This is a genomic window from Latilactobacillus sp. (genome assembly GCF_033176295.1).
GTDB lineage: Bacteria > Bacillota > Bacilli > Lactobacillales > Lactobacillaceae > Latilactobacillus > Latilactobacillus sakei.
This window is the reverse complement of sequence record NZ_JAMQEX010000003.1, coordinates 1-23,141: the sequence shown is the minus strand read 5'-3', so window position 1 is coordinate 23,141 and position 23,141 is coordinate 1. Positions and strand designations below refer to the sequence as shown.

General features: G+C 40.7%; 21 protein-coding genes, 1 tRNA gene and 1 rRNA gene. 4 read left to right on the top strand and 19 right to left on the bottom strand.

The annotated features are described in order from the left end of the window. Positions 1-3: 3 nt before the first annotated feature. The 3 genes from NDN60_RS09355 to trpS form a co-directional block, all read right to left on the bottom strand. Positions 4-255 carry a hypothetical protein gene (locus NDN60_RS09355; protein WP_391486469.1) on the bottom strand — a complete coding sequence of 84 codons (252 nt, stop codon included), beginning with the start codon at positions 253-255 and terminating at the stop codon, positions 4-6. Continuing rightward, entirely contained in the window at positions 248-1,615 is a 1,368-nt protein-coding gene (locus NDN60_RS02650) for an MATE family efflux transporter (RefSeq protein ID WP_011374037.1), read from the bottom strand. The genes NDN60_RS09355 and NDN60_RS02650 overlap by 8 nt, the downstream gene beginning before the upstream one ends. 208 nt (positions 1,616-1,823) lie before the next feature. Then, complete coding sequence (gene trpS, locus NDN60_RS02645) at positions 1,824-2,840, bottom strand: tryptophan--tRNA ligase (RefSeq protein WP_096585441.1); 1,017 nt, start codon at positions 2,838-2,840, stop codon at positions 1,824-1,826. Positions 2,841-3,195: 355 nt separating this feature from the next. On the opposite strand from trpS, the gene helD reads away from it, so the two are divergent. Beyond that, a complete protein-coding gene (helD, locus tag NDN60_RS02640; RefSeq protein ID WP_056947762.1) occupies positions 3,196-5,493 on the top strand; it encodes an RNA polymerase recycling motor HelD in 2,298 nt (765 codons plus the stop codon). 70 nt (positions 5,494-5,563) lie between these two features. Here the strand turns inward: helD and NDN60_RS02635 are convergent. Both NDN60_RS02635 and NDN60_RS02630 read right to left on the bottom strand, forming a co-directional pair. After that, positions 5,564-5,636 (bottom strand) — tRNA-Thr (locus NDN60_RS02635). A gap of 64 nt (positions 5,637-5,700) precedes the next feature. Continuing rightward, complete coding sequence (locus tag NDN60_RS02630; RefSeq protein ID WP_231953184.1) at positions 5,701-6,513, bottom strand: HAD family hydrolase; 813 nt, start codon at positions 6,511-6,513, stop codon at positions 5,701-5,703. 159 nt (positions 6,514-6,672) lie between these two features. Between NDN60_RS02630 and NDN60_RS02625 the strand changes: the two genes are divergently transcribed. Then, complete coding sequence (locus tag NDN60_RS02625) at positions 6,673-6,888, top strand: DUF2187 family protein (RefSeq protein WP_011374032.1); 216 nt, start codon at positions 6,673-6,675, stop codon at positions 6,886-6,888. A 48-nt stretch (positions 6,889-6,936) separates the two neighbouring features. Here the strand turns inward: NDN60_RS02625 and NDN60_RS02620 are convergent, their stop codons facing one another. The 6 genes from NDN60_RS02620 to sdaAB all read right to left on the bottom strand — a co-directional run bounded on the left by NDN60_RS02620 (position 6,937) and on the right by sdaAB (position 13,202). Continuing rightward, a complete protein-coding gene (locus tag NDN60_RS02620) occupies positions 6,937-7,788 on the bottom strand; it encodes a YitT family protein (RefSeq protein WP_056947760.1) in 852 nt (283 codons plus the stop codon). Between the two features lie 73 nt (positions 7,789-7,861). Continuing rightward, entirely contained in the window at positions 7,862-9,283 is a 1,422-nt protein-coding gene (locus NDN60_RS02615; protein ID WP_056947754.1) for a C69 family dipeptidase, read from the bottom strand. A 57-nt stretch (positions 9,284-9,340) separates the two neighbouring features. Further along, positions 9,341-9,694 (bottom strand): PqqD family protein, encoded by a 354-nt coding sequence (locus tag NDN60_RS02610; RefSeq protein WP_011374029.1) that lies wholly within the window; start codon positions 9,692-9,694, stop codon positions 9,341-9,343. Further along, a complete protein-coding gene (locus NDN60_RS02605; RefSeq protein WP_056947752.1) occupies positions 9,675-11,612 on the bottom strand; it encodes an OPT family oligopeptide transporter in 1,938 nt (645 codons plus the stop codon). Before NDN60_RS02605 ends, NDN60_RS02610 begins: the two co-directional genes overlap by 20 nt. A 29-nt stretch (positions 11,613-11,641) precedes the next feature. After that, the gene (sdaAA, locus tag NDN60_RS02600) at positions 11,642-12,535 is read right to left on the bottom strand and encodes an L-serine ammonia-lyase, iron-sulfur-dependent, subunit alpha (protein ID WP_011374027.1); all 894 of its coding nucleotides are present in this window, start codon (positions 12,533-12,535) and stop codon (positions 11,642-11,644) included. 16 nt (positions 12,536-12,551) lie between these two features. Next, positions 12,552-13,202, bottom strand: coding sequence for an L-serine ammonia-lyase, iron-sulfur-dependent subunit beta (gene sdaAB, locus NDN60_RS02595; RefSeq protein ID WP_056947750.1), 651 nt, complete (start codon positions 13,200-13,202; stop codon positions 12,552-12,554). A 373-nt stretch (positions 13,203-13,575) separates the two neighbouring features. On the opposite strand from sdaAB, the gene NDN60_RS02590 reads away from it, so the two are divergent. Further along, positions 13,576-14,217: an SDR family oxidoreductase gene (locus NDN60_RS02590; protein WP_056947748.1), complete on the top strand. Its 642-nt coding sequence runs from the start codon at positions 13,576-13,578 to the stop codon at positions 14,215-14,217. 84 nt (positions 14,218-14,301) lie between these two features. Here NDN60_RS02590 and NDN60_RS02585 read toward each other — a convergent pair whose 3' ends face one another. The 6 genes from NDN60_RS02585 to NDN60_RS02560 form a co-directional block, all read right to left on the bottom strand. Continuing rightward, complete coding sequence (locus tag NDN60_RS02585; protein WP_056947747.1) at positions 14,302-14,952, bottom strand: hypothetical protein; 651 nt, start codon at positions 14,950-14,952, stop codon at positions 14,302-14,304. A gap of 100 nt (positions 14,953-15,052) precedes the next feature. Further along, positions 15,053-16,594, bottom strand: a complete 1,542-nt coding sequence (locus NDN60_RS02580) for a C40 family peptidase (protein ID WP_099947614.1) — start codon at positions 16,592-16,594, stop codon at positions 15,053-15,055. A gap of 208 nt (positions 16,595-16,802) precedes the next feature. Beyond that, on the bottom strand, positions 16,803-18,137 hold the full coding sequence (locus NDN60_RS02575) for a CoA-disulfide reductase (protein ID WP_056947743.1): 1,335 nt from the start codon (positions 18,135-18,137) through the stop codon (positions 16,803-16,805). Between the two features lie 21 nt (positions 18,138-18,158). Continuing rightward, entirely contained in the window at positions 18,159-19,556 is a 1,398-nt protein-coding gene (locus NDN60_RS02570) for an L-cystine transporter (protein WP_056947740.1), read from the bottom strand. A 390-nt stretch (positions 19,557-19,946) separates the two neighbouring features. Next, positions 19,947-20,414 (bottom strand): threonine/serine exporter family protein, encoded by a 468-nt coding sequence (locus NDN60_RS02565; protein ID WP_056947738.1) that lies wholly within the window; start codon positions 20,412-20,414, stop codon positions 19,947-19,949. 17 nt (positions 20,415-20,431) lie between these two features. Further along, positions 20,432-21,190 carry a threonine/serine exporter family protein gene (locus tag NDN60_RS02560; RefSeq protein WP_011374019.1) on the bottom strand — a complete coding sequence of 253 codons (759 nt, stop codon included), beginning with the start codon at positions 21,188-21,190 and terminating at the stop codon, positions 20,432-20,434. 233 nt (positions 21,191-21,423) lie between these two features. On the opposite strand from NDN60_RS02560, the gene NDN60_RS02555 reads away from it, so the two are divergent. Continuing rightward, positions 21,424-22,605 carry a multidrug effflux MFS transporter gene (locus NDN60_RS02555; RefSeq protein WP_056947736.1) on the top strand — a complete coding sequence of 394 codons (1,182 nt, stop codon included), beginning with the start codon at positions 21,424-21,426 and terminating at the stop codon, positions 22,603-22,605. A gap of 51 nt (positions 22,606-22,656) precedes the next feature. On the opposite strand, the gene trxA is transcribed toward NDN60_RS02555, so the two are convergent. Together trxA and rrf are read right to left on the bottom strand one after the other, a co-directional pair. Next, positions 22,657-22,992, bottom strand: coding sequence for a thioredoxin (trxA, locus tag NDN60_RS02550; RefSeq protein ID WP_056947734.1), 336 nt, complete (start codon positions 22,990-22,992; stop codon positions 22,657-22,659). A gap of 70 nt (positions 22,993-23,062) precedes the next feature. Beyond that, positions 23,063-23,141, bottom strand: a 5S ribosomal RNA gene (rrf, locus tag NDN60_RS09350); the annotation flags it as partial.

Below are 23,141 nucleotides of genomic sequence, written 5' to 3'. Positions count from 1 at the left end.
CGTCTAACGCGCCCCATATTTAATCCGTTCGGTTTGCCATTGGCGCACATCTAACGTCGATTTGTTATGGTTAACAACCAGATACGGCTTATCACCACTTTTAAACGTCTTATTCGATAAAGTGGTCGTTGCTTTGGTTTGCTTGTGAGTCGTCGTTGTTTGTGTCGGTTTATGGGTCGTTGTTTGTTCAGCCTGACAGCCCGCTAATACAAGTGCTAATAGCGCAACAACGCCAATGAATCGTTTTTTAAACATTTGGGGACTCCTTTTTTTTCGTTTGCTTTGCTGCTCTTCGTTTTAACTGCCGCATGGTCTTAAAGTATGATCCCAATAAGACTAAACATGAACCAATCCAAGCTAATGGATTGGCCATGCTAGCCCCGGTAAAGCCAAGCATCCTCACTAAGATAATGCCTGCAAAAATCCGCATTAATAACTCAGCCAATCCTGCTAGCGTTGGCATCACACTCTGCCCTAAGCCCTGTAGTGTATAGCGAATCGCAAACAGGATCGCTAAAATAAAGTAACAACTACTATTATAGCGGAAATAAATTTGCGCTAACGCCGTTACGTGCGGCTGTTGCGTCCCGATAAAGATATTCACTAATGGTCGGCCAAAAGTAATAATTAAAGCCCCCATTATAATACTAAAGGTAATCGACACCAATAACGTTTGCCGCACGCCCACCCGGATTCGATCGTACTGCCGAGCCCCATAATTCTGAGCCGCATAGGTCGCCAGTGCAACACCAAATGAATTACCGACTTGGTTTGCAAGTTGATCTATTTTGCCAGCTGCCGTATAGGCTGCGACTGCGCTTGCACCTAGTGTATTCAACATAATCTGAATAACAATGGCTCCAATGGCAATAATTGAGGATTGAAATCCCATCGGTAAGCCTACTTTTAAATGCTCACGAACTTCTTTGGGCGTTATCCGAAAATCTTTACGCCGTAAAACCAAGGCTGGAATCCGTCGATAAATATAAATTAAGCATAATACAGCAGAAACCACTTGCGCGGAAACTGTTGCAAATCCAGCCCCTTCAACACCCATTTTAAATCCTAAAATAAAGATAAAATCTAAAACGATATTAACCACCACGCCCACAATTAAGAAAAAAAGTGGGGTTCGACTATCACCCAGTGCTCGGATAATATTCGATAATAAATTAAAAGCCATGGAAGCAAAAATACCAGCGAAAATTATCATAATAAACTGCTGGGCATCAGCAATAATCGCCGTTGGTGTCTTCATCAAAACTAATATCTGCCGCGAAAACACCATACTCAAAATGGTTAAGATTACTGTAATCACCAAACTAATTAGGATACTGGTTGCAAAACTACGCTTCACACCGCGATAATCTTGTGCACCATAACGTTGGGCTGTCAAAATCGATAAACCAGCTGTCGTCCCTGTACAAAAACCAATAATCAGCATATTTAAGCCACCAGTCGACCCAACAGCTGCCAAGGCATTGACACCAATTGTTCGTCCAACAATTAGAGTATCAATAACACTGTATAATTGTTGAAAAATATTACCAATCAACAATGGTCCGGTAAACAAAATAATCACTTTTAATGGATTACCCTTAGTAAAATCATGCATATGAATTCCCCCTTTTTCTCACGCGCTAAATATAACCCACTGCGGTTGATTGAAAGAGCATTTTCAGACTCAATAAATTGAGTTAAGTTTCTCATATGCACTAGTAAATTACCATAAAAAGGCTTAACTTTTTTCACTTTTTTAATGCCATAAGAAAAGCTTGATTGATCTCCTAACTGGCGTTCAATCAAGCTTTCATTAACAAAATTTAGTTGAAATAATTAATCCCCATTGCATCGCGTACTTCTTTAAGCGTTTGTTCTGCAACGGCATTTGCTTTCTTGCTACCTTCTTCTAACATCTTATAAACGGCTGCTGGATTCTTTTCGAATTCAGCACGACGTTCACGAATTGGTGCGAATTTAGCTTGCAAGACTTCGTTTAAGTAACGTTTAATCTTCACATCACCCAAACCACCAGCTTGATATTGTGCTTTGAGTTCAGCCACTTTTTCATGATCATCATCAAAAGCATCTAAATAAGTAAAGACAGTGTTGCCTTCAATGTGACCAGGATCGGTTACTTTGATATGCAATGGATCAGTGTACATTGACATGACTTTCTTTTCAAGCGTTTCAGCGTCGTCTGATAGGTAGATGGCGTTGCCCAATGACTTACTCATCTTGGCGTTCCCGTCTAAGCCAGGTAAGCGACCTTCACCTTTTGGTGGGAAGACGCCTTCTGGTTCAACCAAAATTTCTTGGCCATAAACGTTATTGAACGTCCGGACGATTTCGCGGGTTTGTTCCAACATTGGTTCTTGATCATCACCAACTGGGACGGTTGTTGCTTTGAACGCTGTAATATCAGCAGCTTGACTAACAGGGTAAATTAAAAAACCAGCTGGAATACTTTGTTCAAAGTTCTTTTGTTGAATTTCAGCCTTAACAGTTGGGTTGCGTTGCAACCGCGAAACCGTCACAAGGTTCAAGTAATGCATTGTTAATTCACTTAAAGCTGGAATTTGCGATTGCACAAAGACGGTTGTTTTAGCAGGATCGATGCCCACTGATAAATAATCCAAAGCGACTTGAAAAAGGCTGTTACGAATCTTTTCAGGATCGCGCGCATTATCCGTTAAGGCTTGTTGATCAGCAATCATAATGAATGCTTCGTATTCGCCTGAGTCTTGCATCGCAACTCGGTTGCGCAATGATCCGATGTAATGCCCAATGTGTAATTTACCAGTTGGTCGATCGCCGGTTAAGATGATTTTTTTTGCCATAATAAAGTCCTCCAATTTTTACTTATCAACTAAAAAAGCGTCCTAATTGTTGTTCACAATTAGGACGCTTAGACGTGGTACCACCTAAATTGCACGAAAAAATCGTGCCACTTATGCGATAAGGGCGCTACCCGAACTGGCTTATCACCAGCTCCCGATTAAAGGCCCATTCACAACTTGCTTTTGACGACTTCTCAGTACCGCCGCTTCCTGTACAAAAAGTTAAAGTTGCTACTTATCCTTCACTCTGTTTGTTGAATTACTGTCATACTAACGGATTTTAAAATGAATGTCAAACGGTCGCTTTTTTCTAATAACACGACTATAATATAATAACTAACATCTGGAGGTCGCCATGCTACAAGAAGATACGCAACAACAAGAACAAGCCCGTGTTGATTTAACGGTTGACCAAGTCAATCAACGGCTAACGGTTATCAACCAGCAATTGGACAATGCCTATAATGAAACTAAAGATATTGAACAACGTTATGGTGATACTACCAAGGTCAATATTACGGAGGTCGATGACCGGATGGAAACCAATGCCGCCGTCCAACAGCAAAAACAACTAGTCGCAGCGGCCGTTGAAAACGAAAAACTCCTAACGTCACAACAAAAACGGCTAACGGATTTAGTCGACTCTCCTTATTTTGGTCGGATTGATATCAATGAAGACGGTGAGGAAGAATCACTCTACATCGGGACCGCCACTTTTATCAACGAGCAAGACCAATTCTTGGTTTACGATTGGCGAGCACCCATTGCTAGTATTTACTATAATGGCACATTAGGAACCGTCAGTTACGACACGCCTAATGGCCCCGTTAAAGTTGATTTAACACTAAAACGACAGTTCAAGATTAAAAACGGTCAAATTGAACATCTTTTTGATACAAACGAAACAGTTGGCGACGAACTCCTGCAAGCCGTCCTCGGCCAACAAAGTGATGAGTACATGCAAAATATCGTTGCAACAATTCAAAAAGAACAAAATGATATTATCCGTGATACGACTGCCGATTTACTAATTGTCCAAGGCGTCGCTGGCAGCGGTAAAACCTCCGCTGTTTTACAACGCATCGCTTTCTTACTCTATCACAGTCGTAGTCACTTAGAAGCCGATCAAATGGTCCTTTTTTCACCTAATCGCTTATTCAGTCACTATATTTCTGAGGTGCTGCCTAGTTTAGGGGAAAAGAATATGCGCCAAGTGACGATGGCTGAATTTTTAAGTCATCGTTTCTCGGGGCTTCAAGTTGAAACACTCTTCGATCGTTTTGAAAAAGACCAAGCGAGTTTCCCAGAAATGACGCAAGCAATACGCCGCTTTAAAGAAAGTGCCCCCTTTATGCAACAAATTACGGATTATGTTAAACAGGTTTCTACACAGCCATTGGCCTTCAATGACCTCTACTTTGAAGATCGTCCGTTCTTCACAAAAGCGCAAATTAATAAAATTTATCTCGATCTCCCACATAATATGCGTCCCGGTGATAAATTTATTGCCACTAAAAATACCCTCATTAAACGACTCAAACGCCAAATTAATTTAGAAGTGCACCTTGATTGGGTCGCTGAAAAAATTGATACCTTATCAGATGATGACTACCGTGCCATCGTCGGTGATCGCGAATTTGATTCTGGCGATTTAGAACAAGCATTTATTGCCCGGGAAATTGTTCAAAATTATTTTGCCGATTTATACGATGCTATTTATAACGATTACTTTTTGGATGTGTATACTGAATATCAAAACTTCTTACGGACAGCTTGTCCGGCTATAATTCCGGTTGCCGTTTGGGAAGCAATGATTGAAACAGTCGCTCAAAATAATGAACGCCACCTCGTCGGTTTAAGTGACGCAGCGCCAATTCTGTATCTCCGTGATTTATTAACCGATAGTGGTCAAAATCACAGCATTCAATACTTATTCGTCGATGAGATGCAAGATTATAGCATTGCGCAATTCGTTTATCTCCAGCATGCTTTCCCGAACGCTAAATTCACCGTGCTCGGCGATTACGCGCAGGACGTCTTTACCGCTACTTATCAAGCCGGTAATTTCATTGAACGCCTCTGCGCGGCTTTTCCAAAACTAAAAACTAACCAAATTAGTTTGACGAAGAGCTATCGCGCGACTGCCCCCATCACGAATTTCGCAAAAGCCTTATTGTCTAAAGAAACAGCCTTGCAAGCCTTTAGTCGTGATGGACGGCTCCCTCGTGTCATCACAGCCACTAAGGAAGCTAGTTTAAATGCCTTAACGCAAGAAATTTTCCACCTACAAAAACGGCATGCAACTATCGCCATTTTAACCAAGGATCAACAAACGGCGCGCCAACTTTTCGCCAGCCTGACTCCCGATGATCAGGTAACACTCATCTCCGAAACCACCCGCTCATTGCCAAAAGGTGTTTTAGTATTACCGTTATATCTCGCTAAAGGTCTCGAATTCGATGCTGTCATTGGTTACGACATTTCAGCAACCACCTTTGGCCAATCAAGTGACGTTGACTTACTCTACACACTGATGACGCGTGCCATGCACGACTTAACCTTGTTGGGAATTGGTACCCTCAGCCCACTCATTACTAGCCTCGATCCTCAATACTACCAAAACATTACAACCACTAAGGAAACGATTGCCTAAGCGTTTCCTTTTTTGGTACAAAAAAAGACCGTTGCACATTAGCAACAGTCTTTAATTCGAATGATTATTAAGCTGTTTATCGGATTTGAACCGACGACCCCCACCTTACCATGGTGATGCTCTACCTACTGAGCTAAAACAGCATAATCACGGCTAATTGATGACCGTGATATAAGTATATCGAAAAATAAAAAGCGGGTCAAGTCCCTAAAGGCCAACTTCTGAATCTGATAATGATAATTCAAAATGTTTTTGTAAAAACTTAGCGACACCATCGTTAACATTACTCTCCGTCACATAATTAGCGACTGCTTTTACTTCTGGTAAAGCATTTCCCATTGCAACACTATACTTAGCCGCTTGTAACATGCCAAGATCATTTTGACCATCCCCAAAAACAAAGGTATGATCTGCATCAATCCCATGTAGGGTTTGAATTTGGCGAATCGCCGTTGCCTTATCGATTCCCTTAGGAATTAATTCGATATTATCCGGTCCGGATGATGATAAATTCATCACATCTTGTTCAGCTAGGTATTGTTTCACTGACGCTAGTAATGCTGGTTCACCTTTCGCAACAATAACACCATTAATAATCTGATTACTCATCGCTAGCAAAGTATCTAAATCATTGACTGAGTCATAAGCAATTTCGGCCCCCATACTGGTGAGGTTCCCCGCATCACGTGCCACAAACCGCGGAATTTCACGTGTATAATATGCCGCATCAGTCGTAAAAAAATGGGCTGATAATCGCGGATCTGATTGTGTGATTTCGTAAGCTGCTTTTAGCGCAGCGTGGCCTAAATGATGTTGAACACTTCCTTGCTCATTTTCAAATACAGCACCATTAGAGGCAATATAAAATATCACATCTCGTTGCTGTAGTTCTCGAATAACCCGCTTCGTAAATGGTGTGACAATTTGATGATCAATGACTAATGTCCCATCAATATCTGAAAAAACTAAGTAAGGTTCCATAATAACTCCTTTTTCAGCCGCTTTTGTAATCGCTAACATAACTCTATTCTAGCCTATTTACTTTATAAATTAAATAGCTATCAGCAATTGTGTCACCGATTTATTTTCTTTTTACTTGGTTAGAGCTTGCTATTTAGAGTGACATAGTTTATTATCACCTTATTTGGTAATTTTATTATGTCTAAAGGAGTTTTTACGATGGATAAAGAAAATCTCAATATCGGTGATATTGTCACTGGTAAAGTCAACGAAGATCTAGAGTCAGCTTTTACAGGAACTGTCGAAAAGGTATATGAAAACTCAGCTTTAGTCACCATCACGGATTTCGACGCAGTTGATAAAGCTAACGTTTCGGAATTAAACAACAAAATTGTTGTTAATCTTAAACAATTGAAAGCCGCTAAAACAAAATAGTCCTAAAAGAGCCGATTCAACAATTAATCTTGTTGAATCGGCTCTTTTTTATTCATTACTTTCAAAGCGACCCCATAAATTCATTGTCGATTGAATATTAACAAACGCATTTGGATCTGCATCTTGCACCACTAATTTAAGGGCGGTCAAATCATATTTAGAAACAACTGTCATAATCACAGATGTCTCCTGATTCGTATATAAGCCCGTCCCATCCAATTCGGTCGCACCATGGATAAATTCGCGCATTCGTTTCTTTAACGCTTCAGGCTGCTTCGTAAAAATCGTTACTGTCACCTTTTGTTGTTGCGTGTAAATATAGTCCATTAATAAGCTCGATACGAAGATTTCAACGATACTATATAAAGCAGCACCCCAACCAAAGAAAATACCAGCAGCGAGGATAATCATGCCGTTAATGACGTTGTTCACGGCACCCACTCGCTTGCCTGTTAACCGACCAACAAGGGTCACAATAACATCAGTTCCCCCAGTGGAAAAACCAGCTCTAAAACAAAGACCAACACCAAGGCCAATTAATGCCCCACCAAACAGAGCACCCGCAAAGCGTTCCGTTAGAATGGGTTGAACTGGTACTGGAATGATTTTTAGAAAAATGACACTTGTAAAAACCGCAACAATACTGAAAATTGCATATTGATGATTGATTTTAAACCATGCCAATACTAACAGCGGCACATTCAGGATAAACACTAAGGCCGCCACACTCAAAGAACCACCAAGGTGTGACACTAGCGCTGTTAATAATTGTGCAACCCCCGTCACACCACTTGAATACGTCTTAGCAGGAATCAAGAATAGATTCACACTGACCGCTGCTAAAAAACCATAAACCATTGCGATTACAATTCGCTTGGAACTCATTTTTAAATCAGTCATTCTCAGCACCTCCATCAAAAAAGTCACACTCCCCCCTTGGAAGTGTGACAAATTAATTAAAAGTCCGATTCTCTTAAAGATTCTTATCCATTACAAAGGTCAACTTAGACAATTGCGTGCCTTCTGTGACTAACTGTGCTAACAAATCAGTTGTTGCTTCATTATAATGCGTTGCAATCTCATGATTTTGAGCCGTCAAAAAGGCCACTGCGTCAGCTTGATTTTCAATTGCTTTATCAGTTGCAGCAATCTTAGTTCTTGCCCATTCTGATAATGCCTTTTGATAATCGATATCAGCTTGTTTAAACGCACCATAATGCGATTCAACAATCATTGCTAATGCTTCATGTAACCAATAAGCATTCTTTAAGGTCATCTTTTCTGGCAATTCACGATAAGTTTCATCCGTATCATTTGCATTCGTAAAGAAAGGCACGTGAGGGCAGAATGTCGGTACACCAAAACCTAACCATTGAACACCTTTCACCGCATCAGGCACATTATTTCTAATCTGACAAATATGGGAATTTTGTGTCCGTGAAAGCGAAATTGCACGATAAGTCGTCTTTTGTTCTTCCGTCCCATTACCAAGTGGATCGTATTCTGTTTCGTTATAATGTGATTTTAACACATATTGAACATCTTCCACACTTAATTTGCGATTTGCTTTCCGGATAAATGGTAAATCACTTGATTCTGGTTCTTGTTTAATTTCTGGATTGAGATAACGTTGTGCGTACCAAACACGTGGTGTGTTATAGTGCCGGTCTTTTTCCGTATCTGTTCCAAAAATCTTCCGGAAATTCCATTCTGTCTCACTTGGGTTCAAGTGATTTCCACTAACAAATTCTTGAATGCCCTCTGACCACATATAGTTATCAGGGTCATTAAAATCAATATTTTCAATTGCAACTTGGTTTGCTGCAACTGCGTAACAGTCGTCTGGAATCTTAACGGCTACCCAGTGGTGACCTGTTACGATTTCTTGATACCAAACTTCATTTTCATCACTGTATTGAATACCGTTACCTTCGGCTGAGCCGTATTTCGTAACGATATCGCCCATCAATTTAACCCCTTCACGTGCTGAGTTAATGTATGGTAATACGAGTGAACACATTGAGTCTTCTGCTAAACCATTCTTAATCAACGGATCGTATGCTAAAACCCGTTCGTTAGCGTAGACACTTTCCGTTGCAGAAAGTGCGACGTTTTTTTCGTTAATGCCGTCTTCTTCATTCAAACCATCACTTAAATCACCATTAGGGGTAGAGGTATAACGATAACCTTCTTCTGGTAATGGCATGGTTAACCCATTATATTTAGAAACATATGTTTCGTGCCGATTGTGCACTGCTGGTTGTACGAAGAAACGTTTAGGGTGGATCGCATAAAAGCGATCTTCATTACGCGAAATCATCGTAGAGCCATCAATTGACGCATTCTTGCCCACCATCATTGAAGTACATGCGGATAACTCGATTCTGTCTGTCATTTGAAAAACTCCTTTATCTATAAGCTATTTTAATCATGATTCACAACTTTAATTAACTCAATCCGTCACACGTTTGATTAAATGTTCAGTTTGTTCTAAATGATTTAAATAAACGAGTAATCGTTCATATAGATAGTCGTTTGTTTCATCATATTCGGCTGCGAGTGCTTGGCCAATCTGATAAACACTCCGCTGACCATTAACGTGTCTAAATACGAAACTACCATAATCATCCAGCGTCAATTTTGATTCAGCTGGAATTCTGACGTGTAACCGTCTAAAGAATCGTTGAATCCAATGATCCTGAGGACGAATAATGGTTACCTGTCCCGCTTTTAATTGAAACTTAACTTCTGGGACCTTAGCAAAGATTAGTTGATTTAAATCAACTTCAGCCTTTTGCTTCCTCATCTTCGCTATCTCCTCCTTTTTTGATCATCATCAATGGTGCTGCAATCGCAACAATCATGACAACTAAGAGAATCAATGCCATTTCGTTACTGCTTGCAAAACCTGAAATCACGCGGTCTTTTAGAACACCTGTGACATGGAGGATAATCCCGATTAAGCCGATAATTGAACCACCAGCGATTAAACCTGAAGATAAACTAATCCCACTTTGGATTCGATTATTCTTAACAGCTTCATCACCAGTAACTTTATCGATAAACACTTTAATTAAAGCACCAATTAAAATGATTGATGTTGTTGAAATTGGTAAGTAAAAACCAATCGCAACAGTCATAATTGGTAATTCTAAGAAGTATAATACAATGGCCATTGCAACCCCAACGATAATCATAATCCATGGTAATTCACCAGACATAATACCTGATGTTAACGTTGCGATTAAGTTAGCTTGTGGCAAACCAAAAGCAGGTGTTGCACTGTCTGTGACAAATTGTGGTGATAAGATACTGATTGTCCCAATAACAACAACAACACCGATAAATGCTGAAATCATGAAGTATTTCATCATTTCTGATTTAGAACCACCGATAACATAAGTTACTTTTTGTGATTGCATGTAGCCACCACCAACAGCGATTGCTGTCACAACGAAAGTCCCAAACATTAATAAGATTTGTGTATGCGCATTGCTTGTCCAACCGAATAAGACGAAGACAACCGTCATAATCACTAATGAAGCAATTGTCATCCCTGATACAGGTAAGTTAGAACAACCAATTGTACCGGCAATTCGAGCTGATACGATAACAAATAATAAACTTAAGATAACAGCTAATAGTGCACCAACAATCCCCATCATGAAGTTTTGGGCAATAATAATACCAATTACAAAGATCCCAACAGCACCAAGTACAATTGAAACCATGCCAAGTGTGTTTTTATCTTCACCTGTTGTGTTTTTAGCGTTTAATGTCTTCTTGATTGATGTGACAATTGTTGGGATTAATTTAATGGCACCAATTAAACCACCACAAAGCATCATCCCAGCACCAATATATTTAACGTATGAACTTGCTAAATCGTTAACTGTCATTTGGTTAACAGCTAAGCTTGCGTTATTCCAAACATGAGCGCCGTTGCCAGCCATATCAGTAAAGTAACCGATAAGTGGTGCAATGGCAAAGTTTGATAATAAAGCACCCGCAAACATTGTTAATGCGACTTCTAACCCAACAATGAACCCAATCCCTGCTAGTAAGGGGTTAACTTCAACGTCTAATTTCCATTTATAAAATGATGAGCCAACATAGTTCATCATATTGTTAACAACACCAAAAACAGAAGTTGTTAACATCGTAATAACGCCACCGATACCAAAGCCAATTCCCATGTATTTCAAAGAATCGCCACCAGTATCAGAAGCAACTAGCGCTTCTGAAATCGCCATGGCTTCTGGATAAACCAAGTTACCATGTTCTTCAACAACTAAGTAGTTATGCACTAATGAAGATGTCCCAATTGAAAAGAGAATTGCTAAAATCCCAACAATTAATCCTTCAATAAAGTTGATATGACCACCAATTAAAACGATGGCTGGTAAAACATAAATCATCCCACTGGCGATTGATTCCCCACCACTGGACATCCCTTGCATGATATTTTTACCTAAAATCCCTTTTGATTTAGCGAAAGCCCCTACTAAACCTGAACCAATGATTGAACCTGGAATGCCGGCCGCAACAGTTAAACCGGCCTTCATTCCTGAATAAGCTGTGGAAGCTGCGAAAATAATAGCTAATAAGCTCCCCATAATTAAAATGGCTGTATTACCGACTTTCTTATTCCCTTGGCTGACATACGGGACATACTTTTCTCCCGAAATGCCACCGTATGCTGATTTTGAAAGCTTCTTTTGCATCGAATTTCCTCCTAAAATAGCAAAGCTATTTATTTATCAATACTCATATCTTGACCAAAAATTTGCATTTTAAGCGCAATCCCAGTTGGTGTTGCTGCTAAACCGCCTAAGCCAGTTTCTCTCAGTGTTGAAGGTAGGTTTTCACCAATACTCTTCATTGCACTAATGACCTCATCAGCTGGAATTTTACTTACTAAACCAGCAAGTGCCATATCAGCACTTGTTAAAGCGTTGACGGACCCAATCACATTCCGCTTAACACATGGCACTTCAACTAACCCTGCGACGGGATCACAAACTAATCCTAATAAATTAGACATGGCCATTGCAAAAGCTTCTGAAGATTGTTGTGGTGTTCCACCAGCTGCTTCGACTGCTGCGGCCGCCCCCATTGCTGAGGCACTTCCGACTTCTGCTTGGCAACCACCTGTTGCACCCGCAATCATCGCATCATTAGCAACAACCATCCCAAAAGCAGACGCACAAAATAAGAAACGAATCTGCGCATCACGATCGAGTGATAACTGTTTTGTAATCACCGATAAAATACCTGGTAAAGTACCTGCAGAACCTGCCGTTGGTGTTGCACAAATAATCCCCATTGACGCATTAACTTCATTTGTTGCAATGGCATTTTGAACGGCTTCCAACATGATATCACCTGATAGCGATTGCCCTTTTTCGCGATACCGTTTCATCAAAACGGCTTCACCACCAGTAATCCCGGTTGCTGACTGAACGCCTTCGCCGGTTACCCCTTTTTCTTCCGCAGCAAGCATGACATCTAAGTTCTTCCCCATTGTTGCCCAGATAATTTCTCGACTAGAATGGCTCATCTTGATTTCTTGCTCGATAATTAATTCCGAAATTGGGAGTTGTCGTTCTTGCGCTGTTTGAACTAACTCATGAATTTTTGTGTACATCCCATTTCACCGCCTTCTATAATACAATCATATCTTTACTCATACCGCGAACCTGTTCAACTTGTTCTGGATATGGCTTATCAAGTAACTCTAATTTATACAAGAAGCGTCCTGGTACACGAACCGAAATCCGCGCATCCCGGTAATTATCCTTGAAGATGTGGTCCAAAGCAGTCCCAATCTCTTGATCGGCTTCAACGAAAATAATGGGTAGTGGCCCATCAGGTTGGAAGATAATGCCGTTTAAATCGACCTTCCGAATTTCGATTGTCCCACCCCCGATTGAACAACCCCAATTCGTTAGTGATTTTTGCGAATTAATAAGCGTTAACTCAGCAGTATTGGGATGATTGACTGGACTATCACCAGGATCTTCAATGAATTCGACTTCAATCCCCTGACGACGAGCTAAATCAACCGCCATCGGTACTCGTTGATCAGCAGGATCAAATCCCAAAACGCCACTAATAATGGCGTAATCCGTTCCATGACCTTGATGGGTCTGTGCAAAAGATTCATAATAACGCACAATGACCTTTTGAATCGGAGCATGGAAAAGCCGATTGGCAACGTGTCCGATAGCAACCGCACCAGCAGTATGTGAGCTGGATGGTCCAATCATAATCGGTCCAATAATATCAAAAACACTACGATATTGGTTTGTCATTCTAAACGCCTCTCCTCAAGAAAAATTAAATAACAGCTTGTTAAATTAGGTTATTGTAAAATACATCACAATCCTTATACCTGTACCATAACACAAATTGAATAACAGTTCATTATATTACAATAAGCATATTTATGTGATTATGAGAAGGTTATTAAATGGTTGGCAAGCTTTACCATGTTAATTATATAAAAAGGTTTATTTAACGTCTATGCATCGCCTATATTTCTTATTTAAATCTCATAAATCACATTAGAAAAAACGATTTATAATTGTTTTACTAATTGTGCTATAACACGAGTCTTTTACTTTGCACTTACTAATAATAACTACTATAATGAATCTTAAGATAATCAGCAAAGGAGTCTCTATTATGAAAATATTCGTTATTGGTGCCCATGGTAACATCGGTCAATTACTAATTCCCAAACTCGTTGCAGCAGGTCACAACGTCTCTGCAGGTATTCGCAATGAGGCACAAGCAACTGAAATGACAGCATTAGGTGCGACACCCGTTTCTTTTGACTTAACGAAACAACCTAAAGAACTAGCACCTCTTTTCGCTGAACATGACGCCATCGTCTTTACTGCTGGTTCCGGTGGTAAAACTGGTGATGATCAAACGCTATTAGTCGATTTAGACGGCGCTGTTAAAAGTATGGCGGCTGCTAAAATCGCGGATGTGAAACGCTATGTCATGGTCAGTGCACTCTTCGTTGAAGACCGCGCAAAATGGCCAGAAAGCATCAAGCCTTATTATGCCGCTAAATACTACGCTGATCACTGGCTTGAATTCTCTGGTTTGGACTGGACTATCCTCAGACCCGGCACATTAACCAATGATGCCGGTACAGCGCAATTCACTATGCAACCAACTGGCGGGAAAGTTGCCCGTGCTGATGTTGCAGCAATGATTCAAGCCGTTCTTGAAAAGCCAGAACAAACAATTCACCACAAGTATTCATTTGTAAATGGTGACTTACCAATCCAACAAGCAATTGAACAAGCAGATTAAAAAAGTGGACCATCAATATTCGAGTATTAAAAAAGGGTCTGAGACAAAATTTACTTTTGTCCCAGACCTTTTTTAATACTTGCTTTAAGCGTCACTTTTTTTCTTAGTCGTTGTCTTCTTAGCGGCTGTCTTTTTAGTTGTTGTTTTCTTTGTTGCTGGTTTCTTCTTGGTGGTTGTCGCCTTTTTCTTAGTGGTTGTTTTTTTAGCCGCCGTTTTCTTCTTAGGTGTTACTTTTTTCTTAGCAGGGGCCTTAGAGGCTTCAACTGGCGCTTCTTTGGCCAACTTAGCACCTGCTTCAACAGCTTCTAAATCTTGTGTTAATAGTTGTTCGACTTTGGCCCATGCTTGATCAGCTTGTTCTTCAAAGTCAGCAACAGTCCCAATGAGGTCAATCCGCATTCCCGAGCGGTTCACTAGTGGTGAAGTGACATAAAGATAAATATTCACTTCTGCTTGTGCTTCTAATTCTAAAAATTGGTTAACCTTTTTGATGTATTGTAATGGTAAATTCACAACGCCCGTTTCTAGCGTCACCTTCACTTGTTCGCCTTCATAAGTGGTCAATGCTGAAAAAGAAGCCAATGCTTGTTTTTCAACAGCCTTACTGACAGCGGGTTTCAACTGTGCCAAAAAGTCAGCCGCCACAAATGGGTTGGGTGTTGCTATTTCATATTCATCTGTTAAATAAGTTTGATCTTGAATTTCATTAATAAATGCTTGTACGCCGATTTTCATTTCATCAGTCCTTTTTTGATGTTCTACCTAGCATAGCTTATTTTGATCTAAAACACAAAAAACATCCCACAGAACGTGAGATGTTTTAATTTTTAAGTGTTTAGAAGACACGTTTAGCAAAGCTTGGTGTGTAATATTGCATTGAACCAATTTTAACATTTTCACCAGGTTGTGGTGCGTGGACGTATTGACCACCACCGATATATAAAGCAACGTGGTATGAGCTGCCTTGTGCACCCCAGAATAATAAGTCTCCAGGTTGTAAGCTGCTTAATGAAACAGAATAACCGGCACTTTCTTGAGGGACTGTCCAGCCACCGATACTCCGACCGGCTGCATTTTGGAAGACATAGTCCATCAAACCAGAACAATCAAAGCTACTTGGGCCATGAGCACCCCAAACATAAGGTTTACCAATTTGAGCCATTGCTAAATTGATAACAGCTTGTGCATTACCAGTTGTTGGTGCTGGCGTTGCAGGTTTTGGTGTTGTAGGCGCTGGTGTAGGTGTTGTTTGTGTTAGCGTTGTTGGTTTAGTACTTTCAACAACAGCTGGTTTGCTTTCGGCAACAGACGATTGTTGTGCTGGTGCTTTAGGTGTTGTTTGTTGTGTACTACTTTCAACAACTGGCGTTGAAGGTGTCGTTGATGAAACAGTCGCAGATTCTGCTTGAATTGGTGTCGCTTGTGGTGCTGATTCAACCGTTTCTTTAGCAGGTACTTCTACTGCTGATGCAGATGAGCTTTGTGCTGGTGCAATTGAACTTTCAACAGCTGGTGCTGTTGATTCAGATGTCACACTACTTTCAGCAACCGGCGCTGTTGATTCTGACGTTACACTACTACTTTCAACGACAGATGATGAGGCTGCTGGCGCTGAAATAGATTCAGCTTGGCTTTCTGATGCAACAGGAGCTGCTGTTGATTCTGAGACAGGTGTACTTGAAGCAACACTTTCTGAAACTGATGATGAGGCAACTGGCGCTGGTATTGCTACCGATGTCCTTTCTGAGGTTACTGTTTCAGCGGCTGGCGTCACTACCTTAGCAGCAGTCGTTGATTGAACTGGTGCTTGAGTAGGTGTTGTTTGCGTTGGTGTTGCTGCTTGTTTAACAACAGGTGTGCTCTTCAATTGACCTTCACCTGTAAAACGAGCAGGAACCCAACCGCCATTAGCTAATTGGTACCATTCTTCACCTGAGACAGTTTGTGTTTTTATAACGCCTTCAGTTTGACCGTAAGTCATATAACGGCCGGTAGGTTGTGTATAAGTTGGTGATGACCAGACAGTTATGGCACCATCCGCGAAAGCAACACGAATCGTTTTAGCAGCATCTGTTTGTGCCTTAGGTGTTTCCTTAGCAGTCGTCAAATAGCGTTCTGGCACCCATTCGCCGTTACCAATCCGATACCAAGTTTCAGCACCTACTTTTTGTGAAGCGAGTAGATTAACTGATTGCCCTTTAAAAATGTATCGTTTAGCTGCTTGGCCGGTTTCAGGACTTGTCCAAACTGTCGTTGCACCAGCTGAGTAATTGACTGTTGCGGTTGCGGCGTTGGCTTGACTTGCACTGAGTAAACTAATCCCAGCAACTCCTAAGATACCTGAACCAAGTGCAATTAAACTCTTCGTGTTGTTCATTAACTTATCTCCTAATCGTGATTTTATATTTGGCATTTTTTAATATTCGTAAGTAAATCCTAAATATCTTTAAAAAAAAATAATTTCTAAAAGCAATCTTAGCACAATTTAGCCCCATTAATCAAGTTTGCACGCTTTCACCCTTTTTTAGAAAGTACTAAAAAAGGGACAACAAAATTTAATTTGTCATCCCTTTTTCTTAAATCACCTAATGAGCCACGTTTCCGGCAACATTTAATGCATCCCAAGTTCTTGCAAATGGCGGTGCGTAGACGAGGTCTAACAGTCCCAATTGCTCAGTTGTCATTTGCGCTTGAATGGCAGTTGCAAGTACATCAACCCGCAAAACTGCATCCTTTTGCCCAATAATTTGACCACCAATTAAAACATGATCTGCTTTTTTATAAACTAATTTAATCGTCAGTTCTGATTGTCCTGGATAATAATCGGTATGATTCTTATCGTGGATCAAAACAGTATCATAATCAATGCCAGCTGCTTGTGCTTCGGCAGAAGTTAATCCTGTCCGTCCAGCTTCAAGGGTCACTAATTTGACCCCGGCTGAATTTAGCATCCCTGGTAATTGCGCTTGTTGCCCCGCTAAATTAACGCCCACAACGCGACCTAACTTGTTAGCACCAGTGGCTAAAGCAGAATACATGGGCTCGCCGGTCACACTGTTAATTACCGTGGCATTATCGCCTGCTGCGAAAACATTTTCGATTGATGTCCGCCCTGTTTGATCGACGACAATCGCACCATTTTTAAGTTTTTTAAGCCGATCATCCGTAATAAATTGCGTATTAGGGCGAATCCCAGCTGCGACAACGACCAAGTCTGTTGCGTAGCGGCCTTTATCAGTTACAACACCCGTTACCTTCGATTGCCCTTCAAATGACTGAACGGCTTCTGATAATCGTAACTCGATACCATTATCGCGTAAATCAGCGGCCATCATAGCCGTTAATTCTGGATCAAATGCAAGTGGCAAGACGCGATCTTCTAATTGAATAACCCGTACCTTTTTACCTAATTGATGGAACTCTTCAGCAATTTCTAAGCCAATAAAGCCAGCACCAATCACCGTTACGGATTGAATTTCAGGTGTTTGGCCTAATTGACGGAGTACTTCACCATCAGCCAACGTCCGTAAATGATAAATATTATCTAACTGACCATTTTCAAACGGTGGCATGACTGCGGTTGCCCCAGTCGCTAACATTAATTGATCGTAATGTTCTGTTTTGGCTTGCTTTGTTTTTAAATCACGAACAGTAACCATCTGTGTGTCAAAATCAACCGCAACGACTTCATGTTCTAATTGCACGTCGATGCCTTGTTTAGCAAAGGCTTCAGGCGTTCTAGCAATCATTTGGTTGGGATTATCAAAATGCTCGCCAACAAAGTATGGTAAGCCACACGCACCAAAGGAGACGTAATCCCGCATTTCATACATTACAACTTCTAGTTCTGGGTTCATTCGTTTAGCCTTAGCCGCTGCACTCGTGCCAGCTGCCGTTGCACCTACAATAATAGTTCGCATTGTTATCCCTCCAATTTAAAATTAAGCAATATCGTCAGAATCTTCTGTTAACGTCATGTCATTAAACTTGTGCTTATCTAGTTTACCTAAGAATTGTGCCGTCAACACCCCAACAGTCATTGAACCATTAACGTTCAATGCTGTCCGACCCATATCGATTAATGGTTCGATTGAGATTAAAAGACCGGCTAATCCAACTGGTAAGTTCATTGAAGAAAGAACAATTAAAGCGGCAAATGTTGCGCCACCACCGACACCGGCAACCCCAAATGAGCTGATAGCCACGATTAAGATTAATTTAACCAAGAAGCCGATGCTCCAAGGATTAATCCCAACCGTTGGTGCAATCATAACAGCTAACATGGCTGGGTAAACACCAGCACAGCCGTTTTGACCGATTGAAGCGCCAAATGAAGCTGATAAGTTGGCGATGCCTTCTTCGACCCCTAAACGTTTTGTTTGGGTTTCAATATTCATTGGAATTGAGCCCGCACTTGTCCGTGAGGTAAAGGCAAAGATTAAGGTTGGAATAACCTTTTTAATGTAATTAATTGGGTTTAAGCCCGTAAAGGTGATCAATAGGAAATGAACGATAAACATGATGATTAAAGCGACGTACGAGGCGATCACGAACTTCCCTAAGTTCAAGATACCTTGGACATCTGTTTGGGCCACCGTCGTTGTCATTAATGCTAAAACCCCGTACGGTGTCATTCTCAAGATTAAAGTAACCATTCGCATGATAACGGCGTAAAAGGCATTGACAATTTTATTAAACGTCTCTGCTTGTTCCGGTTTCTTCCGGCGTAATTGTAAGGCAGCTAGCCCCAAGAACGCTGAGAAAATAACAACGCCTAAAGTTGACGTTGGCCGCGCACCAGTCATGTCCATAAATGGATTTTCTGGAATGAAGCTGACAATCTTTTCAGGGACGGTTTGTTCTTGGACATCCCCTAATTTTGTTTCTAATTCTTTTGAACGTGCCTTTTCAACTTGTCCTGATTGAATTGAACTGGCATTTAAATCAAACACGTTTGACGTCACTGAACCAACAGTTGCAGCAATTAACGTTGTGAAAACTAATAAACCAATGACCATTCCGGCCATTTTCCCCAAGCCCTTAGATGTTTCTAAGTTGGTAATAGCTTGAATGATTGAAACCATGACTAATGGCATCACGATCATCTTCAAGAATGATACATAACCATTCCCGACAATCCCAATCCAATCAGCCGTTTGTTTCACTACTTGTGAGTCGGTTTTAAAAATTAATTGTAAAATAGCACCAAACAAAATACCGACACCTAATGCCGTGAAAACCCGTCGACTGAATTTAACGTGAATCCGCGCCATCTTATTTAGAACAAATAACATGATCAACATAATGATAATATTGATCACAACATATGTAATAGTCATCTCTATCCCTCATTTCCTTTTCAATACTTACTTATTGTAAACGAAAACTACTTTTTTTGCATTAAGTAAGCCCTAATTTCTGAAATAATTCGCAAAAGGCCATTAAATCACATTATTTCTTTCAATTTTTAAGCTAAAATTTACAGAAAACCCGATTTAAGCCACAAAAAAAGACCTTTCCTAAAAGGAAAGATCTTTCTCGACAGTATTCCGAAGAATAAACACCATGTGCTCCACAACACAGCGGGCGAAAACACCCTTACAATACGGTAAGTGATTAAATTAATAATCGTGGCATCCTGTATCTTTGGGTCTCCTAGCTGCTTTCGCAGAATAGTTGCCTATCGAGACTTACTCGACTCATCGCATAACAGTAGTATAACATACTTTTTAGTGTCTTGAAAGCCAAATTGGCACACTACTTCTTTTTCTTGTAATATCCGCTAGAATTTGTGCAAACATAAAGCCAACTGCAATTGCGCCGGCCACCATAATGACTGAAATACTCTGCGTCACAGCCTGTGAGATGTTCCCTAAAACAAGATTTCGAACCGCCCGATAAGCTGTTCCACCGGGCACTAATGGTACCAAGCCTGGAATATTGAAAATAATAACGGGCATGCGTTTGTAACGGGCCAAAATACTCCCGACAATGCCGACGGCTAACGCACCAAATAAATTAGCCATCATCCGACCACTACCAAGATTGAACAACACCCAGTAAACTTGCCAGCCGAGCATACCAGCAATCCCACACCAAACTAATGCTCGGCGCGGTAAATTAATACAGATTCCAAAGGCGACCGTTGAAAAATAACTAAAGCTCGCTTGGACAATAAATTGTAGCCAATATGGCATACGTCACACCACCTTCATTAAATTAAAAATCTAAAGATTAACGCAATCCCAGTCCCAATCGCAAAGGCACTTAAAAGCGCCTCAACACCACGGACCATTCCGGATAATAAGTGTCCGGCCAACATATCTCGAATTGAATTCGTAATTGCCACACCAGGCACAAGTGGCATCACGGCCCCGATAATAATGTTATCGAGATCGACCCCTAGGTGCCACTTCGTTAATAAGTAAGCTGACACGCCAATTGAAACGGCCCCTAAAAACTCGCCGATAAACCGAATGCTAGTCAAACGGTTTATTTCAGAGAAAACGGCATACCCTAATGCCCCCACTAAAGCCGCTGGTAATAAATCAGCCCAGTCATATTCACCGGAAAAAATAATCATTAATAGCGCTGATACAAAGGCCGCCGCAATAATTTGAATCCATAATGGAAAATACGGCGTATGTTGGTCAATTTGTTTCAAGCGGGTACTCAACTGATCTAACGTAATTTCCTTTGTCGCAAACTGTCGCGAAGCTGTATTGACATTTTCAACTTTTTCTAAGTTAATCGTACGCACTGCAACTGATTCCAATTGCACATAAGGTTGATTTTCAATCCCGATAAATAAGCCAGTCGGTGTCGTAAAGACCACACTCTTTTGAATACCAGCATTATAAGCAATTCGGTTCATCGTATCTTCAACTCGGTACATTTCAGAACCACTTTCGATCATGATGCGCCCCGCAATTAAGCAGGTTTCTAGAATTTTATTTTTTTGTGCAATTTTCATACAAACCCTCACTCAATTCTTTTCTCAATATCTCCATCATAACTTGTTTAAACTTAAATAGAAACAACAAATCTGATTAAAAATTGCTCATAGAGCCCCTCATGCTTCCTCATCTATGTTAATCTAATAAGGAAGCAACATTTATAGCACCTATTCGAATACGTACTGCGAGAGCTACGTTTATGACGGGCTATTTTTTTGGACTTTTTTTCAGCTTATCTAGGAGGGTTTTCATGCATTATTCAAAATCAAGGATCATCTGGCTATCCGTTCTACTCGGCTCTTTGAGCGCTTATGGTCCATTATTAGTCGATATGTATTTACCGGCATTTCCAATTATGGAGTCTGATTTTCACACTTCCGCTTCCATGATTCAGATCAGTTTAACGATGTGTTTAGCCGGTTTGGCAATTGGTCCCATTTTCATGGGGGCCTGGAGTGATCGCGTCGGTCGCAAAAAGCCGTTGGTGATTGGGACATCACTGGCTATTATCGCTTGTTTTCTATCACTTGTTACACATAATATCTGGTTATTCTTTTTACTTAGATTTATCCAAGGACTTGCAAGTTCTGCTGGCCAAGTTGTCACCCGGGCCGTTGCCAAGGATCTCTTTAACGGCAAACAACTGACTAAGTTTATCGCATTGTTGATGGCCATTAACGGGATTTTCCCGATTATCTCACCATTAATTGGTAGTCTCCTGTTGCGTTATACTTCCTGGCAAGGTATCTTCGGTTTCATCGGTGGTGCCGGCTTACTCTTATTACTCGGGTTAATCTTCGGGTTTAAAGAAACGCACAAGTTATCCCCAGCCGATCAAAAGGCAACCAGTACCCGACTCAATGTTCAAACAGTCTTTAAAGACCGCCCCTTTATCTGTTTCGTACTCATCCAAGGACTCGTTTACGGCGCAATGTTCTGTTATATTTCTGGTTCTAGTTTTATGTTACAAAACGTCTTTTCACTTTCGAAATCAACTTTTAGTCTCATCTACGGGATTAACGGCATTGGGATTATCCTAATGGCAGAATTATCAACCGTTCTGATTAATTGGTTCACCGAATTAGAACAACTAAAATTAGGCCTCATTGGGGGGCTCATCGGTGGTTTCTGTATTTTGATCAGTGGCTTAGGCCCTAACAAACTTTGGTTGGCATTGATTGGTTTATTCCTAGTCGTTTCAACCCTTGGTCTTATCAATGCCGTTGTCACCTCATTAGCGCTCCAACGACAAGGCAAACAAGCCGGTATCGCTTCATCCGTTTTAGGATTAGGCATGTATGTCTTTGGCATCTTCTTATCACCACTTGTCGGTATCATGGGCAGTTACACTTACCTCCCATTAGCCGTTCTTATCCTACTCTGCGAATTTAGCGCATTATTACTTTATCGCTATGTCCGTCGTATTGTTTAAGCTTAACAAAATAAAAGGCGAGACGTCCAATTTGGATGTCTCGCCTTTTATTTAGCCTTCATGATTAGATTCTGCTATCTTCTTATCTAAATACCGTTTTAATTTTTCTTTAGGGAAAGCACCAGTTACTTTTTCAGCTGCCTTCCCTTTTTTAAAAATTAATAAGGTTGGTACGGATTGAATATCATATCGTTCTGCTAATTCAGGTTGATCTTCAACATCCACCATCCCAAGCTTAAATGCGTCATTAGAAGCTGCATGCAATTCTTGAATCATTGGTGTCATGATTTTACAAGGCATACACCAGTCCGCCCAAAAGTCTAAAATAACTAACGGTTCTTCAGCAACAAAGGCCTCTATATTGTTTGCTGTAATTGTTTGAGTCATTATTTTTTCCTTCCTAATTAAAATATAACTAACAAAAAAGGCTGAACCTGAGGTTCAACCTTTTTAATTTGCGTGGCAACGTCCTATCCTCGCAGGTAGTTTCCCACCAACTACTATCGGCGCTAAGAAGCTTAACTACTGTGTTCGAC